Annotated in this window: 15 protein-coding genes, 2 tRNA genes and 1 pseudogene; 3 read left to right on the top strand and 15 right to left on the bottom strand. The window is 63.3% G+C overall.

Going from position 1 to position 17,296, the window contains the following annotated elements; all coding sequences use genetic code 11:
- Positions 1–184: 184 nt before the first annotated feature.
- Together A7D27_RS03425 and A7D27_RS03430 are read left to right on the top strand one after the other, a co-directional pair.
- Positions 185–271 (top strand) — tRNA-Leu (locus A7D27_RS03425).
- Between the two features lie 108 nt (positions 272–379).
- Positions 380–466, top strand: a tRNA-Leu gene (locus A7D27_RS03430).
- 55 nt (positions 467–521) lie between these two features.
- Here A7D27_RS03430 and A7D27_RS29015 read toward each other — a convergent pair.
- From A7D27_RS29015 to A7D27_RS03495, 14 genes and pseudogenes are all read right to left on the bottom strand, one after another.
- Positions 522–1,406 carry a methyl-accepting chemotaxis protein gene (locus A7D27_RS29015; protein ID WP_371850556.1) on the bottom strand — a complete coding sequence of 295 codons (885 nt, stop codon included), beginning with the start codon at positions 1,404–1,406 and terminating at the stop codon, positions 522–524.
- Positions 1,380–2,084 (bottom strand): annotated as a pseudogene (locus A7D27_RS29020) (HAMP domain-containing protein); the annotation flags it as partial. The gene A7D27_RS29015 and the pseudogene A7D27_RS29020, both read right to left, overlap by 27 nt.
- Positions 2,085–2,675: 591 nt before the next feature.
- Positions 2,676–3,971, bottom strand: coding sequence for an adenylosuccinate synthase (locus tag A7D27_RS03440; RefSeq protein ID WP_069564084.1), 1,296 nt, complete (start codon positions 3,969–3,971; stop codon positions 2,676–2,678).
- Between the two features lie 52 nt (positions 3,972–4,023).
- The gene (locus tag A7D27_RS03445; RefSeq protein WP_069560601.1) at positions 4,024–5,208 is read right to left on the bottom strand and encodes an ATP phosphoribosyltransferase regulatory subunit; all 1,185 of its coding nucleotides are present in this window, start codon (positions 5,206–5,208) and stop codon (positions 4,024–4,026) included.
- A 34-nt stretch (positions 5,209–5,242) separates the two neighbouring features.
- Positions 5,243–5,428, bottom strand: coding sequence for a DUF2065 family protein (locus A7D27_RS03450; protein WP_044401399.1), 186 nt, complete (start codon positions 5,426–5,428; stop codon positions 5,243–5,245).
- Positions 5,429–5,533: 105 nt separating this feature from the next.
- Complete coding sequence (gene hflC, locus A7D27_RS03455) at positions 5,534–6,400, bottom strand: protease modulator HflC (RefSeq protein ID WP_069560602.1); 867 nt, start codon at positions 6,398–6,400, stop codon at positions 5,534–5,536.
- A complete protein-coding gene (gene hflK, locus A7D27_RS03460) occupies positions 6,400–7,560 on the bottom strand; it encodes an FtsH protease activity modulator HflK (protein ID WP_069564085.1) in 1,161 nt (386 codons plus the stop codon). The genes hflC and hflK overlap by 1 nt, the downstream gene beginning before the upstream one ends.
- A 97-nt stretch (positions 7,561–7,657) precedes the next feature.
- Positions 7,658–8,959 (bottom strand): ribosome rescue GTPase HflX, encoded by a 1,302-nt coding sequence (hflX, locus tag A7D27_RS03465; RefSeq protein ID WP_069560604.1) that lies wholly within the window; start codon positions 8,957–8,959, stop codon positions 7,658–7,660.
- A gap of 12 nt (positions 8,960–8,971) precedes the next feature.
- Positions 8,972–9,226, bottom strand: a complete 255-nt coding sequence (gene hfq, locus A7D27_RS03470) for an RNA chaperone Hfq (protein ID WP_003453015.1) — start codon at positions 9,224–9,226, stop codon at positions 8,972–8,974.
- Between the two features lie 97 nt (positions 9,227–9,323).
- Positions 9,324–10,265: a tRNA (adenosine(37)-N6)-dimethylallyltransferase MiaA gene (miaA, locus tag A7D27_RS03475; RefSeq protein WP_069564111.1), complete on the bottom strand. Its 942-nt coding sequence runs from the start codon at positions 10,263–10,265 to the stop codon at positions 9,324–9,326.
- Positions 10,266–10,299: 34 nt separating this feature from the next.
- Positions 10,300–12,183, bottom strand: coding sequence for a DNA mismatch repair endonuclease MutL (gene mutL, locus A7D27_RS03480; RefSeq protein ID WP_069564112.1), 1,884 nt, complete (start codon positions 12,181–12,183; stop codon positions 10,300–10,302).
- A 5-nt stretch (positions 12,184–12,188) separates the two neighbouring features.
- Complete coding sequence (locus tag A7D27_RS03485; RefSeq protein WP_165667528.1) at positions 12,189–13,628, bottom strand: N-acetylmuramoyl-L-alanine amidase; 1,440 nt, start codon at positions 13,626–13,628, stop codon at positions 12,189–12,191.
- Positions 13,629–13,636: 8 nt separating this feature from the next.
- Complete coding sequence (tsaE, locus tag A7D27_RS03490; RefSeq protein WP_371914804.1) at positions 13,637–14,065, bottom strand: tRNA (adenosine(37)-N6)-threonylcarbamoyltransferase complex ATPase subunit type 1 TsaE; 429 nt, start codon at positions 14,063–14,065, stop codon at positions 13,637–13,639.
- 26 nt (positions 14,066–14,091) lie between these two features.
- Complete coding sequence (locus A7D27_RS03495; RefSeq protein ID WP_069564087.1) at positions 14,092–15,591, bottom strand: bifunctional ADP-dependent NAD(P)H-hydrate dehydratase/NAD(P)H-hydrate epimerase; 1,500 nt, start codon at positions 15,589–15,591, stop codon at positions 14,092–14,094.
- 68 nt (positions 15,592–15,659) lie between these two features.
- Between A7D27_RS03495 and queG the strand changes: the two genes are divergently transcribed.
- Positions 15,660–16,730, top strand: coding sequence for a tRNA epoxyqueuosine(34) reductase QueG (gene queG / locus A7D27_RS03500; protein ID WP_069564088.1), 1,071 nt, complete (start codon positions 15,660–15,662; stop codon positions 16,728–16,730).
- Between the two features lie 4 nt (positions 16,731–16,734).
- Here queG and orn read toward each other — a convergent pair whose 3' ends face one another.
- Entirely contained in the window at positions 16,735–17,277 is a 543-nt protein-coding gene (orn, locus tag A7D27_RS03505; RefSeq protein ID WP_069564089.1) for an oligoribonuclease, read from the bottom strand.
- Positions 17,278–17,296: the final 19 nt, after the last annotated feature.

The following is a 17,296-nucleotide window of genomic DNA, read 5'->3' on the forward strand; positions in this document are numbered from 1 at the left end:
CATTCATAGGTCGGCTTGTCATGTAGCTATTGAAGCGCGAAATCCGATCGTCGGTCAGCTTTCGCCAGAGAATAATTTTTTTCGGGGTCAGGGGTTTACAAGCAAAAACCCGAACCGTATAGTTCGCGCCCACAACGTTGCTGACGTTGTAGTGTGAAGACGGTGAGCAATCATCGCACGCAGTGCCCAGGTGGCGGAATTGGTAGACGCACTAGGTTCAGGTCCTAGCGGTGGCAACACCGTGGAAGTTCGAGTCTTCTCCTGGGCACCACTCTTCAGAAACACGGCAACGCGCCGAGTTTCAAAATAGGGAAGCAGCACGCCCTGTCGACACAGTCGATCAAGTGCAGCAAAAGTCGATGAGCAATCATCGCAATGTGCCCAGGTGGCGGAATTGGTAGACGCACTAGGTTCAGGTCCTAGCGGTGGCAACACCGTGGAAGTTCGAGTCTTCTCCTGGGCACCACTTTTCAAGACAAAGCCGAGCAATGCTCGGCTTTGTGCTTTCTGACACTTCTCCATCACGCCTTGAACTGCCCCAGGCTGGATTTGAGCTGAGCTGCGAGCCCATCCAGCACACGTCCGCTGCTGGCTGTAGCCGCAACCGCTTCGGCGGCCAGGCGCGCCTCGGCATGGATGACATCGACCCGCCCGCGCACAGCGCCCGCCCCTTCGGCCTGATGCTCTGCCGCGCGCGCCGCCGTCTGTACCGCCTCGTGCACACCTTCAACCGCCTGCTGGACGCTCTGCTGCAGACGCTCGCTGTCCCGCAGGGCGTCGATGCCTTCGGCAGCACGCGCACGGGCCTGGGATATCGCCGCCACCGCTTCCTGCGCACCTTTCTGCAGTGCACCGATATGAGCCTGGATGTCACCGGTGGATTGCTGGGTCTTGCTGGCCAGCGCGCGCACCTCATCAGCAACAACTGCGAACCCGCGCCCACTTTCTCCCGCACGCGCCGCCTCGATCGCGGCGTTGAGCGCGAGCAGGTTGGTCTGCTCGGCAATACCATGGATCACCGAGAGCACGACTTCGATCTGCTCGCTTTGCCGCGCCAGGCGCTCGATGACTTCGGAACCGTTCTGGACCCGCTCCTCCAGGGTCTCGATCAGCCCACCTACCTTGCGGGCGATCGCTGCACTGTCTTGGGTGGCTTGGCGAATCTCGCCGACCTGCTGGAGCGCGGTCTGCATGGCATGGCTCTCGGCCTGGGCCTCGGCCGCCATCTGGCCCAGAGCCTCCAGGCTGCCGGCGACTTCGTTGCGCTGTCGATCAGCGGCAGCCTCAGCCGCCCGGCTGCGTTCCGCCAGGGAGCGGATCTCCGAACCGGTGCGCACCGCCACCTCGCCCGCTTCACGGACGATCGGCTGGAGCTTGTCGATGAAGCGATTCACCGCGCCTGCCATCTCTCCCACCTCGTCACGGCTGTCGATCTGCACACGCCGGGTCAGGTCGCCCTCGCCCGCTGCCAGGTCGTTCAAGGCGGAAATCAGCAACCGCAGGCGATTGACCACACGATGACCCAACACCACTGCCAGCACCAGCAACACACCGAGACCGACCAGCACGAGCGCCAGGCCGATGCGCCAGCGCAGTTCGTGGGCCGCCCCCTCCACGGTGCTCTGGGTTCCGGTGCTCATGCTGCTGGCTGCATCCTGGGCAGACTTCAAACGCGCCGTGAGAACGGCAGTGCTACCGGAAGCTGCGCCCGCAAGGCTCTGAGCCACCAGATCACCACTGCTGGCTATGAGGGCGCTGAAGCGACTGTCCAACGCTTTCAACTGGGCTTCGACAGAGGCAGTGGAGACGCCGAGGCGGACCTTGCCAATCTCCACCCCGTTGGGGCTGATGGAGGCCTCGACCATGTAGACGGAAGGATCATTGGCCGCAGCATTCAACACCTTGTCCAGCGCCCGCGCGCCCTGCCCTTTCTCCAACAGAGCCTTGATGACTTCGTTTTCACGATTGAGGTAACGGGTCAGGTGCTGCCCCTGGGCATCGTCATAAACCACGAACAGCACGTTGGGGTTGCGCTGGGCGCGGCGGGCGAACTCCGAAAGAGTAGGAATATCGCTGTCCCACATGGCGCGAGGCGCGACAGCCGCCAGCAGTTGGGCCAGGTCATTGGCGGACGCCTTCAAGCTCTGCTCGAGGGTTTCGCGCAATTGCCCCTGCTCGGCCTTCAATCGCTCCGACAGGGAAGCACTCAGGCGCTCACGGGTCTGCGCGGAAAGACTGGACAGACTACCTGACACCTCCTGCCCTGCCTGCGCGAGCTCGCCAGACAAGCGCTGAGTGTCAGCACCCAGGCGCTTGCCAAGATCCGTGACCAAGGCGTCGACCGTGCCCCGGGTCAGCACAACAGCCACCACCACCTGCACCAGCAGGGCGATTCCGAGGGCGATGAATACAGGCCGCAACAGACGGCTCTGCAGGAGGGACAGGATGGCGGACACGACGATTACTCCTCAACGACCGTTCTGGTTTAACGGCGACTTCCGGGATTTATATAGGTCCTCGGCAAGGGGTATGCCGCAAATTTTTTGCATTTCCGGCCCATGAAGTGTGGCCGTGACGGGGCAGGAGCGCGGCGGGATGGGAGAAAGGATCGACGAACGGTCGCTGCCGCATAAAGAAAAAGGGCCGCATCAGCGGCCCTTTTTCGTTCATCGCACTCAGGCGTAAGGATGGCGCAAGACGATGGTCTCGTTGCGATCCGGGCCGGTGGAGATGATGTCGATGGGCGCCCCCACCAGCTCCTCCACGCGCTTGATGTAGGCGCGGGCGTTGGCAGGCAGCTCTTCGAGGGACTTGGCTCCGACTGTGGACTCGGTCCAGCCCGGCAGTTCCTCGTACACGGGCTGCAGTCCGATGTAGCTGTCGGCATCGGTGGGCGCATCGTCCAGCAGGTTGCCGTTCTGATCCTTGTAGCCGGTGCAGATGCGGATGGTTTCGAGGCCATCCAGCACATCCAGCTTGGTCAGGCACAGGCCGGAGATGCTGTTGATCTCGATGGCGCGACGCAGGATGACGGCATCGAACCAACCACAACGACGGGCACGACCGGTGGTGGAACCAAACTCGTGGCCACGCTTGGCCAGGTAAGCGCCGGTATCATCGAACAGCTCGGTGGGGAACGGGCCGGAGCCGACACGGGTGGTGTAGGCCTTGGTGATACCGAGGATGTAGTCCAGGTACAACGGGCCGAAGCCGGAACCGGTGGCGGTACCGCCAGCCGTGGTGCTGGAGCTGGTCACGTAGGGATAGGTGCCGTGGTCGATGTCCAGCAGGGAGCCCTGGGCGCCCTCGAACATGATGTAGGCACCCTGCTTGCGCAGTTCGTGCAGACGGGCGGCAACGTCGGTGATCATCGGCTTCAGCAGCTCGGCGTAGCCCAGGGCTTCGTCGAGGGTCTTCTGGAAGTCGACGGCCGGCTCCTTGTAGTAGTTCTGCAGGACGAAGTTGTGATAGTCCAGCAACTCGCCCAACTTGGCTGCAAAACGCTCGCGGTGGAACAGGTCGCCGATACGCAGGCCGCGACGAGCAACCTTGTCCTCGTAGGCCGGACCGATGCCGCGACCGGTGGTACCGATCTTGGCGTCGCCGCGCGCTTTCTCACGCGCCTGGTCGAGGGCCACGTGGTACGGGAGGATCAGGGTGCAGGAAGGGCTGATGCGCAGGCGCTCACGAACCGGTACGCCTTTCTCCTCGAGCTTGGTTATCTCGCGCATCAGCGCGTCCGGCGCCACGACCACGCCGTTGCCGATCATGCACTGCACGTTCTCGCGCAGGATGCCGGACGGAATCAGGTGCAGGACGGTCTTCTCGCCATCGATCACAAGGGTGTGACCCGCGTTGTGGCCGCCCTGGTAGCGCACGACGGCTGCTGCCTGGTCGGTCAGCAGGTCGACGATCTTGCCTTTGCCCTCATCACCCCACTGGGTGCCCAGGACCACGACATTCTTACCCATAACACTTGTCCTCTTCGGAAGCTCGATGCCGGCGCGCGCCGGCGGGAAAACCTTAAACCAGGGGCGCAACCTGCCAGCGCCCATCCTGCAGGATCAACTGGCGATCACAGGCCACTTCCTGCGCGCTGCCCACATCCTGGCCCGGCAGCGCCTGAACGACTCGCTGGCCTTCCACACGCAAACGCTTGATCGCCTGCCAGAGGTAAACGTCATGGACATCCGGCGCCCAGATTCCGGCAGGTGCATCGTCCAGCTGCATACGCCCCAGCGTAACCAGGGTCTTCAGGTCGGTGGAGAAGCCAGTCGCCGGACGCGCACGCCCAAAGTCGGCGCCGATATCGTCGTAGCGACCACCCTGGGCAATGGACTGCCCTTCACCCGGCACGAATGCCGCGAAGACCACCCCCGTGTGGTAGTGGTAGCCGCGCAACTCGCCCAGGTCGAAGTACAGAGGAAGTTCCGGATAACGCAGCTCCAGCTCATCAGCAATGGCGACCAGTTCATCGAGCGCAACATGGACTTCTTCGGGCGCATCCACCAGGACGCCCTGGGCAAGCTCCAGGACCTGGCGATCACCACAGAGCTCGACGAGGGAGCGAAGCATGCCGGCGAGATGTGCAGGGAGGCTTTCAGTCAGCTCGGCCACCTCATCGACCGCCTTGCGCTGCAGGGCATCAAAGAGACGCTGCTCGGCCTGGCCAGACAACTCGGCAGCACGGGCAAGGCCACGGTAAATACCGACATGGCCGAGATCCATGTGCACGTCCGGGACATCGGCCAGCTCGAGCATTTCCAGCATCAGGCTGATGACTTCGACATCACTGGCCGGACTGGCATCACCATACAGTTCGGCGCCCAATTGGATCGGGCTGCGGGAGGTGGAAAGTGCGCGCGGCTTGGCATGCAGGACACTGCCCGCATAGCACAGCCGGTTGGGCCCTTCACGACGCAGGGTATGAGCGTCCAGACGCGCGACCTGGGGCGTGATGTCGGCGCGAAAGCCCATCTGCCGCCCCGATTGCGGATCGGTGACCTTGAACGTGCGCAGCTCGAGATCCTGCCCAGCACCTGTGAGCAGGGATTCGAGAAATTCGATGTGCGGGGTTACCACGAAGTCATAGCCCCAGCGCTGGAACAGGTCCAGCACCTGGCGGCGAGCTGCTTCGATACGCGCCGCGTCGGGCGGCAGTACTTCTTCGATTCCATCTGGCAGCAGCCAGCGATCTACCGTTGCCATTTCGCCACTCCCCTCTTAGCCGGGCGGCAAGCCTTCAGTGAAGCAGATACAGGAGGCCGGTCCCCAGCAACATGCTGGCGAGGCCCATGAGGCGGAGATGGCGATCCTTCAGGCTCGCCAACCCAAGCACCGCGGCGCGCCAACGGCGCGGATAGAGGAAGGGCAGGATGCCTTCCAGCACCAGCACAAAACAGATCGCTATGCCAATTTCCTGCCACATGATTCCCGCGGACGCAAAAAAGCCGGGATTTCCCGGCTGGCCCATCATAACACGTTTTCCCGGAGGGTCACCCCGGCGGTCAGGTTCGACCGCCGGGGGGTATCCTTATTTGGCCTTGTTGAGAAACTGAAAGAACTCACTGTTCGGATCCAGAACCATCACATCACTCTTCTTGGCGAAGCTTTCGCGGTAGGCCTGCAGGCTCCGATAGAAGGAATAGAACTCCGGCTCCTGGCTGTAGGCCTTGGCATAGATGGCCGCTGCTTGGGCATCGCCATCGCCGCGGAGCTCTTCCGACTCACGATAAGCCTCTGCCAGCAACACACGGCGCTGACGATCGGCATCGGCACGGATACCCTCTGCCAGCTCACTGCCTTTGGCACGATGCTCGCGCGCTTCACGCTCACGCTCGGTGCTCATCCGCTCGAATACACTGCGGTTGACTTCGCGCGGCAGGTCGATGGCCTTGACGCGGACGTCAATCACCTCAATACCCAACTCCTTATTGGCCATGGCGTTCAACAAGCGCGTGATATCAGCCATGAGGCCATCACGCTCACCTGATACCACTTCGTGCAGCGTGCGCTTGCCGAATTGGTCACGCAGACCAGCCTCAAGACGCCGAGAAAGGCGCTCATCCGCAATCTGCTTGAGACCGGACGTTGCCGTATAGAAGCGCTCGGCATCGGATACCCGCCACTTGGCATAGGCATCCACCATCACCGCCTTTTTCTCCTGAGTCAGGAAGCGCTGGGTGGGCGTATCCAAGGTCAGCAGACGTGCATCGAACTTACGCACCTGGTTGACATAGGGAATCTTTACATGGAGGCCCGGCTGAACATCTGCTTCGACGATACGGCCGAACTGCAGGAGAACTGCCCGCTCGGTCTGGGCCACGATGTAGAAGCTGCTCCAGGCCACCAGCCCGAGCACGACAGCCCCGATCAGGGCGATCAGCGACTTGTTACCCATCAGCGACTCTCCCTAGAACGCAGATCGCGCTGCTGCAGATCGGTGGTGACACGCGAACCCAGGTCGCTGGCCGCGCCACTCGAGGAGGCCGGGGCCGGCATTGCCGCACTGGCACCACCACGATTGTCGATCATCTTGTCCAACGGCAGGTAGAGGAGGTTGTTCTGCCCCTTGTCACCAGTCACGAGGACCTTGCTGGTACTGCTGAAGACTTCCTGCATGGTATCGAGGTAGAGGCGCTGGCGCGTGACCTCGGGCGCCTTGCGGTATTCAGCCACGAGCTTGGTGAAGCGATCAGCCTCACCCTTGGCACGGGAGATGACCTCCTCACGGTAACCGTTGGCCTCTTCGATGATGCGCTGAGCCTGGCCCCGGGCTTCAGGGATCACGCCATTGGCGTAAGCCTCGGCCTGGTTCTTGGCACGCTGCTCATCCTCCCGAGCACGAATCACATCGTCGAACGCTTCCTGGACTTCACGAGGAGCAGCCGCACTCTGGACGTTGACCTGGGTGACGGTGATGCCGGTGCCATAGGTATCGAGGAAGCGCTGCAGGCGCTCCTTGATCTCGCTGGCCATGAGTTCGCGCCCTTCGGTCAGGACCTGGTCCATCTCGGTCGAGCCCACCACATGACGGAGGGCGCTCTCGGTGGCGTGCTGCAAGCTCACTTCAGGCTGATCGACGTTCAGCACGAACTTCTGCAGATCACTGATCTTGTACTGAACAGTGAGCGGCACCTCGACGATATTCTCGTCCTCGGTAAGCATCTGTCCTTGCTTGCTATAGGCGCGCTCCCGGGTGACGTTCTCCTGGAACTTGCGATCGATCGGCGGGAAGTAGATGTTCAGGCCGGGCCCTACGGTGTCGTAGTACTTGCCGAAGCGAAGCACCACAGCCTGCTCCTGCTCATCAACCACATACACCGCGCTGTAGAGCCAGCCCAGTGCAAGGATGAACAGGGCGATACCCAGCAAGCCAAAGCCACCGCCCCGGTTTTCATCACCGCCTCGTTTCTTGCCGCCTCCAAACAGGCCGTTAAGGCTGTCCTGCAGCTTGCGGAAGGCTTCGTCCAGATCCGGCGGCCCCTTGCGATCGCCACCACGGCGGCCACCCCAGGGATCCTGATTGTTCGAATTGCCACCCGGCTCGTTCCAAGCCATAGCGCTCTCCATACTGATAAAGCAAAGACGCGCCCAAAGCACGTCCGCCAATGCTACCGAAAGCCCGCTACCTGCGGCAAAAAGCCATTCTGCGGCCTTATTGCAAAGTGTGTTGCTCGATGAACGCCTGGGGTTTCCAGCCTTCGCGACTCACAAGCCGGTTCAGCTCGACACGCGGCAATCTGACCGCCAGCAACGTATCGCCAGCGTCGTCATGCTGCTCGCTCTGCACGGCCCCCAACTCGAAAAACTGTGCTCGCAGACGACCGAGTCGCTGTGGCAGCTTGAGAGTGCCCACGAAGAGGTCCTCCCCTAACAACTCCGCAATCGCCTGCTCGAGCAACCCCAGGCCTTTTCCCTCTCTGGCAGACAACCAGACACGCTCGGGCTTTCCATGCTCGTTTCGCTGAATCTGCGGCTCCATGGCCTCCAACAGGTCGATCTTGTTGTAGACCTCCAGCATCGGCAATCCATCGGCACCGATTTCCCCCAGCACCGCCAACACCTGTTCGATCTGCGCCATACGCTCAGGCTCATGGGCATCGATCACATGCAGAAGCAGGTCGGAGTTGCTCGACTCTTCAAGGGTAGCCCGGAAAGCCTCGACGAGCTTGTGCGGGAGATGACGGATGAAACCTACTGTGTCAGCCAATACGATCGGCCCCAGGTCAGCCAAGTCGAGCCTGCGCAATGTGGGATCCAGCGTGGCGAACAACTGATCGGCCGCATAAACCTCTGATGTGGTCAGGGCGTTGAAAAGCGTGGATTTGCCTGCGTTGGTGTAACCCACAAGGGACACGGACGGGATATCTGCACGCTTGCGGCCACGCCGCGCCTGCTCACGCTGGCTGCGGACCTTTTCGAGACGTTGTTTGATCTGGCGGATGCGTACACGAAGGAGACGACGGTCCGTTTCCAGCTGGGTTTCACCAGGGCCACGCAGGCCAATACCGCCCTTCTGACGTTCTAGGTGCGTCCAGCCACGAACCAGGCGGGTACTCATGTGTTCGAGCTGCGCCAGCTCCACCTGCAACTTGCCTTCATGGGTCCTGGCACGCTGGGCGAAGATATCGAGGATCAGACCGGTACGATCCAGCACCCGGCATTCGAAGGCGCGCTCAAGGTTGCGCTCCTGGCTGGGCGTGAGGGTGTGATTGAAGATGACAAGCTCAGCCTGCTCGGTCTTGACAAGATCGTGGAGCTCTTCGACCTTGCCGCTGCCGATCAAGTACTTGGCAGTCGGCTGGTGGCGGGAAACGGAGACAAAAGCCACCGTGTCCGCACCAGCCGAGCGAGCCAGCTCCTGGAATTCCTGCGGGTCTTCTCGCGACTCAGGATCATGACCTTCCAAGTGAACAAGGACGGCACGTTCACCACCACCTGGGCGCTCGAAAAACAAAGCAGGCTCCTATCAGGCGTTACCGGGCTCAGGTTGCTCTTGTTCGCTGGCGCTGGGCAGGCGGACGGGGCGGCTCGGTACAACAGTGGAAATGGCGTGTTTGTAGACCATCTGGCTGACGGTGTTCTTCAGCAGGATGACGAACTGGTCGAAGGACTCGATCTGGCCTTGCAGCTTGATACCGTTGACCAGGTAGATGGAAACCGGTACGCGTTCCTTACGCAAGGTATTCAGGTAAGGGTCTTGTAGCGAATGCCCTTTTGACATGTGCCGCACTCCTGTAGGGATCTAATTCGTATGAGTTGTCAAATGACGAGAAAGTTGGCCGCCCTACCCCCAAGGATAGACGGTAACTGGCGAGGTCTTAGCCCAATATGGAGACCGACTCCAGGTATTTCAAGGCGCGCGGCAGATTGTCGCAAGCCAGGCTGTCGAACCAGTGCAAATCGGCCCAACTGCGTAACCAGGTGAACTGTCGCTTGGCCAACTGGCGCGTAGCAATGATGCCTCGCTCCTCCATTTCGGCCCGCGTGAGATTACCCTCGAGGTACTCCCATACCTGGCGGTAACCCACAGCCCTTATAGACGGCAATCCTGCGTGCAAGTCACGTCGTTCGCGCAGGTTTTCGACCTCTTGGACGAATCCCTGTTCCAGCATCAGACGAAAGCGTTGCGCGATTCGCGCATGCAAAACCTGGCGACTCGCAGGAGCGATCGCCAGCTGCGCGACAGTATAAGGCAAATGCCCCGTCCCAACGGGGCCGATGTCGTGATTTTGCGACGCCTGTCGACGCCGCAACTCGCTCATGGAAACTCCGCCAGAGAGGTACACCTCGAGCGCTCGGGTCAGTCGCTGAGGGTCATTGGGGTGGATTCGTGCTGCCGACTCGGGGTCGACCACCGCCAATTCCCGATGCAAGACGTCCCATCCCTCGCATGCAGCGCGGGCCTCCAATTCGGCGCGTATGGCCGGATCGGCACTGGGCATGTCTGCCAACCCCTCCAGCAACGCCTTGTAATAAAGCATCGTGCCGCCAACCAAGAGCGGTATGCGGCCACGGGCCGTGGCTGCCGTCATGGCAGCCAGCGCATCCGCACGAAAATCGGCAGCTGAGTATGCTTCGGACGGATCGAGGATATCGATCAGTTGGTGCGGATAGGCTTCCAGCGTGGCGCGATCCGGCTTGGCGGTGCCGATGTCCATTCCCCGATAGACCAAAGCGGAGTCGACACTGATCAGCTCACAGGGCAATGCTTGAGCCAGCTCGATGGCCAGGTCGGTTTTCCCTGCAGCAGTCGGCCCCATCAAGAAGATGGCGGGCGGTAGACGCTCCCCCACCTCAACGCCCTCTCAGGAAGAGCTTGTCGAGGTCATCCATGCCCAACTGAGTCCAGGTAGGGCGCCCATGGTTGCACTGACCACTACGTTCGGTCTGCTCCATATCACGGAGCAGGCCGTTCATCTCCGGCACTGTAAGCCGACGATTTGCGCGCACCGCACCGTGGCAGGCCATGGTTGCCAGCAACTCGTTCAGATGCGCCTGAATGCGGTCACTGGTCCCGTACTCGAGCAGATCCGACAACACATCCCGCACCAGTTGCGAGGCCTCGGCCTGCTTCAGCAATGCCGGGGTCTGGCGGATCGCCAGAGTCTCCGGCCCTAGTCGCTGCAGTTCGAAGCCGAGTCGCAGGAACCAGGCCGCATGCTCTTCGGCACAATCCGCCTCGCGCTGGCTCACCGCCAGGGACTCCGGCACCAGCAGCGGCTGTCCCTTGAGCCCCTCGCTGGCCATGGCGACCTTCAGGCGTTCATAGGTAATGCGCTCGTGAGCCGCGTGCATGTCGACCAACACCAAGCCCTGGGCGTTCTCTGCAAGGATGTAGATGCCCTTGAGCTGCGCCAGCGCATAACCCAGCGGCGGAACATCGCCCTGGCTTTCCGGCAGGCTCACCGGCGCTGAGTCGGGCAACGGCGCGAAATACTCACGGTAGGCTGCCTGAGCTTCGGCGGTTCCCACAGGGCCGGCGGGCCGTGACGACGGCACGTATCCGCCAGACGAAGCTATCGGGCGCCAGGCCGGATCTGCTGCAGGGCGTTCCAGCACATTGGCGGCCAGGCTCATCTCACCCTGGGGCCCAAACTCCCCTGCTTCCAGTCCCGTAGGGCGAACAACGGTCGCGACCGCGGCCGGCGCAGCGAGTTGGTCTTCGGGGCGCACCTCGCCCAGTGCACGGTGCAGGGTTCCGTAAAGGAAGTCATGAACGGTGCGTCCCTCGCGGAAACGCACCTCATGCTTGGTGGGGTGTACGTTCACATCCACCGCCGCCGGGTCCAGTTCCAGGAACAGCACGAAGGTCGGATGACGGCCGTTGTACAGCACATCGCGATACGCCTGGCGCACCGCATGCACCACCAGTTTGTCCCGCACCATCCGACCGTTCACGTAGAAATACTGGAGGTCTGCCTGACTACGGGAGAACGTCGGCAGACCGACCCATCCCCACAGGTGCAAGCCATTGCGCTCTACCTGGATGGGCAGTGCCTGCTCCAGAAAAGCCGAGCCGCATACGCTGGCGACGCGCCGTGCGCGGGCAACCTCGTCACGGGCTTCATGCAACGCAAATACCGTCTTGCCGTTGTGGCGCAGATGGAAGGCCACATCGAAGCGCGCCAGTGCGAGACGTCGGATCACCTCCTGGAGATGCTCGAACTCGGTCTTCTCGGCCCGCAGGAACTTGCGCCGCGCCGGCGTGTTGAAGAACAGGTCGCGCACCTCCACCGTGGTCCCCACCGGGTGAGCCGCAGGCTGCACACGGGCCTCCATGTCACGTCCCTCGGTCTCTACCTGCCAGGCCTGGTCGGCATCCGCTGTGCGCGAGGTCATGGTCAACCGCGCCACAGAGCTGATGGAGGCCAGTGCTTCGCCCCGGAAGCCGAGGCTCATGACCCGTTCCAAGTCATCCAGATCACGGATCTTGCTGGTGGCATGGCGCGCCAGGGCCAGGGGAAGATCGTCGGAAGGGATGCCGCAACCGTCATCGCGGACCCGAAGCAGCTTCACACCGCCCTGCTCGACCTCCACGTCGATCCGGCGAGCACCGGCATCCAGACTGTTTTCCAGCAGTTCCTTGATCACCGAGGCCGGACGCTCGACCACCTCGCCCGCTGCGATCTGGTTGGCCAGGCGTGGGCTGAGCAGGTGGATACGACGCAGCTCTGCCATGTCGCTCATGGCTGCACCGCCAGAGCCGTGGTGGCCGGGATGCTCAGGGTCTGGCCGACCTTGATGGTGTCGCTCTTCAAACCGTTGGCGTTACGCAGCGCCACCAGGCTGACCTGGTAGCGCTGGGCAATGAGCGCAAGGCTTTCCCCGGACGTGACGATATGCTCGCGCGGGCCAGCCGCGATCTTGCCCGCATCACGCAGGGAGGCGATGTAGGTCCCCGGCGGCGGGTTCTGCACGAAGAACTGCTTGATGCCGCTCTGGATGGAGCGAGCAAGCGCCTGCTGATGCCCGGCGGAGGCCAGCTTCTGGGATTCCTGGTGGTTGGAGATGAAGCCGGTCTCCACCAAGATCGACGGAATGTCCGGGGACTTCAGCACCATGAAGCCCGCCTGCTCGACCCGGCGCTTGTGCAGCGGCGTGACACGCCCGATGTTGGTCAGCACCTTGTGCCCGACGTTCAGGCTGGATGACAGCGTGGCCGTCATCGACAGATCCAGCAGCACACCGGCCAGCATGCGGTCCTTGTCATCCAGGCTGACGCTGCCCACACCACCGATGAGGTCGGAGCGGTTCTCGTTGTCCGCCAGCCATCGAGCCGTCTCGGACGTGGCGCCCCGGTCAGACAAAGCGAATACGGAAGCACCGAACGCGCTCCGGCTCGGCGCCGCGTCCGCGTGGATCGAGACGAACAGGTCAGCGCCCTTCTTGCGTGCAATCTCGGTGCGTTTGCGCAACGGGATGAAATAGTCGCCGGTACGCACCAGTTCGGCGCGGAAGCCCCGCTCCTGGTTGATCTGCCGCTGCAGCTCCTTGGCGATGGCCAGTGTCACATCCTTTTCATGCTGCCCCTTGGGCCCGAGAGCCCCCGGGTCCTCACCACCGTGGCCGGCGTCGATGGCAACGATGATGTCGCGCTTGCCGCCGGAAACCGGTGGCAGCTTGCCCGAGGACGGCCGAGTGGGGGAAACGGGTGGCTGCGGTTTGCTGGGCGCCGTCGCGATTTGAGGTGCGCTAGCCTCTTCGGCAGCGGAAGGCTGGTCGTAAAGATCGACGACCAGGCGGTTACCGTACTGCTGGTTGGGCGCGAGGGTGAAACTCTTGGGTGTGACACCGGGCGCCACATCGATTACCACCCGCAGGTCGGTCGGCGAACGCTGGGCCGAACGGACGCTCTTGATCGGCGTGTTGGTGATCGACAGCTTGTCCAGCTGGGTCGCCAGTTGGGCGCCGTTGATGTCGATGACGATACGATCGGGTGCGGTCAGCGTGAACACGCTGTGCTGCACGGGGCCGGACAGGTCGAAGACCAGGCGGGTGTTGTCGGGAGCACGCCAGAGCCGCACACTGCGGACCTCGGTGGCAGCCAGGATATTGGTGGCAAAGGCTGCGAGCAGCAGACCGATCCCGGCAAACAGTGCGCGCGAGCGCATACTCCACCCCATACTCGTCTTCATTCTCCCGTGGCCAAGGCGGCACACCAGGCTTCGCCGCGCGCAGTGTGCGGCGAGAAATGCAGCGAGCGGCCGCCTGCATGGGCGCTAATGGTAATGTCAAGGTCCGCCTTTGGCAAAACGCCCCGACCCCGCTCAGGCCACTCGATCAGGCACAAGGCATCGCCCTCGAAATAATCGCGGATACCGAGGAATTCCAGCTCCTCGGGGTCGACCAGGCGGTACAGGTCGAAGTGGTAGACCGCGACCCCGCCGATCTCGTAAGGCTCCACCAGGGTGAAGGTCGGGCTCTTGACCGCACCGGCGTGCCCAAGGCCCCGCAGCAGGCCCCGCGAAAGTGTCGTCTTGCCCGCCCCCAGGTTGCCATGAAGGTAGATCACCCCTCGCCCACCGCTGACATGCCCCAACCGGGCCCCAAGGGCGGTCATGGCGTCTTCTCCCTGGGCGAACAGCTTCAGCTCAGGCACGGCGAATACTCCTCGATCAACTGACGAATGGTAGGTATCAGATCGCTGGCCGCCAGGCCGCGACCTCTGAGGCCCTGACGTTCCCCGGCGACAGCATGCAGCCAGGTGCCCAGGGTAGCGGCCTCGAATGGTGAGAGGTGCTGCGCCAGCAAGGCTCCGATCAGCCCTGCCAGCACATCCCCGAGCCCGGCAGTGGCCATGGCAGGGTGCCCCCGATCACAAAGCGCCAGTCGACCATCGGGCGCGGCCACGAGACTGCCGGCCCCCTTGAGCACCACCACGGCGCCGTAGCGCTGGGCCAGCGCCACTGCTGTGGCGGGCCGGTCAGCCTGGACCCTGACCACATCCACACCCAGCAGGCGTGCCGCCTCGCCGAGATGGGGCGTTATCACGCAATCGGGTGGCAATTGAATTGCGCCCGCAGCCAGCAGATTCAGTGCATCGGCATCCCAGACCTGGGGAAGTACGGCGGCCGACGCAACGCTCAGCAAAGCCCGCCCCCATGGGCCCTGCCCAAGCCCAGGCCCCACTACCAACACATCGGCGCGCTCCAACAACGGCTGCAGCGTCCCTGCCGACTCAACGGCCACGCTCATCACTTCCGGCATCCGCGCCAGGGCAGCGGCCAAGTGCTCGCCCCGGGTCGCCAGGGAGACCATCCCCGCCCCACTGCGCAGCGCACTCTCGGCACTCAACAGCGCTGCGCCGCCGGTGCCACGCTCGCCACCCACGACCAAAACCTGCCCATAGCGCCCCTTGTGGGCCGCGCGCGGCCTCGGCAGCAGGGATGGGAGGCCACCCGGTGCCAACCTGCGGGCCAGGACGGGGTGATCGGCGATCACCTCCGGATCGGCCTTGAGATCATCAAATACCAACGCCCCAACATGATCAGGGGCCTGGCCGGTAAACAGGCCGAGCTTGAGACCGATGAAGCTCACCGTCATCGTCGCGACCACCGCCGCACCCAACACCTGGCCGGTGTCCGCACTGAGCCCCGAGGGTATGTCGACAGCCAGCACCGGCAAACCGCCGTCATTGATCTGGCGGATAGCCGCTTCATAGGGGGCGCGCACGGGTCCGGAGAGGCCGGTGCCGAGCAACGCATCGACCAGCACGCCGCGCAGGGGTTCACCGGTGCGCCAGGCAATGATCGGCGCACCTGCTGCCTGCGCATCGTCCCGGGCCAGCGCCGCATCACCCGCCAGCGCCTGGGGCTCCCCAACCGCCAGGACGCGCACCTGCCAGCCCGCACGAGCTGCCAGGGCCGCTATCAGGTAGCCATCCCCGGCATTGTTGCCGCGACCGGCCAGCACCGTCACTTCGCCAGCCTCTGGCCAACGGCGACGCAGGGCCCGCCAGGCGGCATGGGCTGCCCGCTGCATCAGTTCGAAGCAGGGGGTACCCGCGGCGATCAGGCGGGCATCGAGTGCACGCACCTGCTCGGCGGAATAGAGCGACAGCGGCAGATCATCGGCAGGATCGGACATGCGATTCGGTAGTTCAGGCAGGGGTCTGGCAGAATTATACGCACCTCGCCACCGTTTCCCTCTCTCCGATGCCCCTTTCCCCGCAGCAACTCGACGAACTGGCCGACTCCATCAAGACATGGGGGCGCGAACTCGGCTTCCAGCAAGTGGGCATCAGCGATGTCGACCTCGGCGAGCACGAGGCGCACCTGCAACGCTGGCTGGAGGCAGGCCACCACGGCGAGATGGAGTACATGGCCGCCCACGGCAGCAAGCGCTCGCACCCGGACGAGCTGGTGCCTGGCACCTTGCGGGTGGTGTCGTTGCGCATGGACTACCTGCCCGGCGACACGCGCATGGCGCAGGTGCTGGGCGAGCCCGAGAAGGCCTACGTCTCCCGCTATGCCCTGGGCCGGGACTACCACAAGCTGATCCGCAAGCGCCTGCAGCAACTGGCCGACCGCATCCAGGCGGCCATCGGCCCCTTCGGCCATCGCGCCTTCGTCGACAGCGCCCCCGTGCTGGAGAAAGCCATCGCCGAGAAGGCGGGCCTCGGCTGGATCGGCAAGAACACCCTGGTGCTCAACCGCAAGGCCGGCAGCTACTTCTTTCTCGGCGAACTGTTCGTCGACCTGCCGCTGCCCGTGGACTCGCCTCATGGCAGCGAGCATTGCGGGCGCTGCACGGCCTGCATGGACATCTGCCCCACCGCCGCCTTCGTCGCGCCCTACCAACTGGACGCGCGCCGCTGCATCTCCTACCTGACCATCGAGCTGAAAGGCTCCATCCCGGAAGCGTTGCGCCCGCTGATCGGCAACCGCGTGTTCGGCTGCGACGACTGCCAGATCGTCTGCCCCTGGAACCGCTTCGCCCGCCCCAGCGACCAGGGCGACTTCCAGCCGCGACACAGCCTGGACAACACCGAACTGGCCAGCCTGTTCGCCTGGACCGAAGAGGAGTTCCTCAGCCGTACGGAAGGCTCCCCGCTACGCCGGGCCGGCTACGAGCGCTGGCTGCGCAACCTGGCCGTGGGCCTGGGCAATGCCCCGAGCACCGTGCCGGTCCTAGAGGCGTTGCGCGCCCGGCGGGATCACCCGTCCGAGCTGGTGCGCGAGCACGTGCGGTGGGCCCTCGCCCGCCATGGTGCGAGCGAGGCCTGACGGATCAAAGCTTGATGAAGTGATCGCGGTAGTGACGCAGCTCCGCGATGGAGTCGCGGATATCGTCCAGAGCCAGGTGGCTGCTGCTCTTCTTCACCCCATCACGAACGTGGGGCGCCCAACGGGCAGCAAGCTCTTTGAGGGTGGAGACGTCGAGGTTGCGGTAGTGGAAGTAGGCCTCCAGGCTCGGCATCTGCCGATAGAGGAAGCGACGGTCCTGGCAGATGCTGTTGCCGCAGATCGGCGACTTGCCCTTGGGCACCCATTGTTCGAGGAAAGCCAGGGTCTGCGCCTCTGCCTCGGCGAGGCTGATGCGGCTCTCACGGACGCGCTGGGTAAGGCCGCTCTGGCCATGCTGGCGGGTATTCCACTCGTCCATGCCGGCAAGAATCTCGTCGCTCTGGTGAATGGCCAGCACCGGCCCTTCGGCCAGCACATTGAGGTGGCTGTCGGTGACGATGGTGGCCATTTCGATGATGACGTCGTTGTCCGGATCCAGCCCGGTCATTTCCAGGTCGATCCAGATGAGGTTCTGAGGGTTCTGCATGTCGGAAATGCTCTCTAGG

It is taken from the genome of Pseudomonas sp. 1D4, assembly GCF_001728925.1.
Classification (GTDB): domain Bacteria; phylum Pseudomonadota; class Gammaproteobacteria; order Pseudomonadales; family Pseudomonadaceae; genus Metapseudomonas; species Metapseudomonas otitidis.

Excerpts from the sequence above, each read along its gene's own strand:
- A7D27_RS29015 (WP_371850556.1), bottom strand. The coding sequence starts at position 1,406 with ATGGCAGGCGCGGTGAATCGCTTCATCGACAAGCTCCAGCCGATCGTC.
- A7D27_RS03440 (WP_069564084.1), bottom strand. The coding sequence starts at position 3,971 with ATGGGTAAGAATGTCGTGGTCCTGGGCACCCAGTGGGGTGATGAGGGC.
- A7D27_RS03445 (WP_069560601.1), bottom strand. The coding sequence starts at position 5,208 with ATGGCAACGGTAGATCGCTGGCTGCTGCCAGATGGAATCGAAGAAGTA.
- A7D27_RS03450 (WP_044401399.1), bottom strand. The coding sequence starts at position 5,428 with ATGTGGCAGGAAATTGGCATAGCGATCTGTTTTGTGCTGGTGCTGGAA.
- hflC (WP_069560602.1), bottom strand. The coding sequence starts at position 6,400 with ATGGGTAACAAGTCGCTGATCGCCCTGATCGGGGCTGTCGTGCTCGGG.
- hflK (WP_069564085.1), bottom strand. The coding sequence starts at position 7,560 with ATGGCTTGGAACGAGCCGGGTGGCAATTCGAACAATCAGGATCCCTGG.
- hfq (WP_003453015.1), bottom strand. The coding sequence starts at position 9,226 with ATGTCAAAAGGGCATTCGCTACAAGACCCTTACCTGAATACCTTGCGT.
- miaA (WP_069564111.1), bottom strand. The coding sequence starts at position 10,265 with ATGGGGCCGACTGCTGCAGGGAAAACCGACCTGGCCATCGAGCTGGCT.
- mutL (WP_069564112.1), bottom strand. The coding sequence starts at position 12,183 with ATGGCAGAGCTGCGTCGTATCCACCTGCTCAGCCCACGCCTGGCCAAC.
- A7D27_RS03485 (WP_165667528.1), bottom strand. The coding sequence starts at position 13,628 with ATGGGGTGGAGTATGCGCTCGCGCGCACTGTTTGCCGGGATCGGTCTG.
- tsaE (WP_371914804.1), bottom strand. The coding sequence starts at position 14,065 with ATGACCGCCCTTGGGGCCCGGTTGGGGCATGTCAGCGGTGGGCGAGGG.
- A7D27_RS03495 (WP_069564087.1), bottom strand. The coding sequence starts at position 15,591 with ATGTCCGATCCTGCCGATGATCTGCCGCTGTCGCTCTATTCCGCCGAG.
- queG (WP_069564088.1), top strand. The coding sequence starts at position 15,660 with ATGCCCCTTTCCCCGCAGCAACTCGACGAACTGGCCGACTCCATCAAG.
- orn (WP_069564089.1), bottom strand. The coding sequence starts at position 17,277 with ATGCAGAACCCTCAGAACCTCATCTGGATCGACCTGGAAATGACCGGG.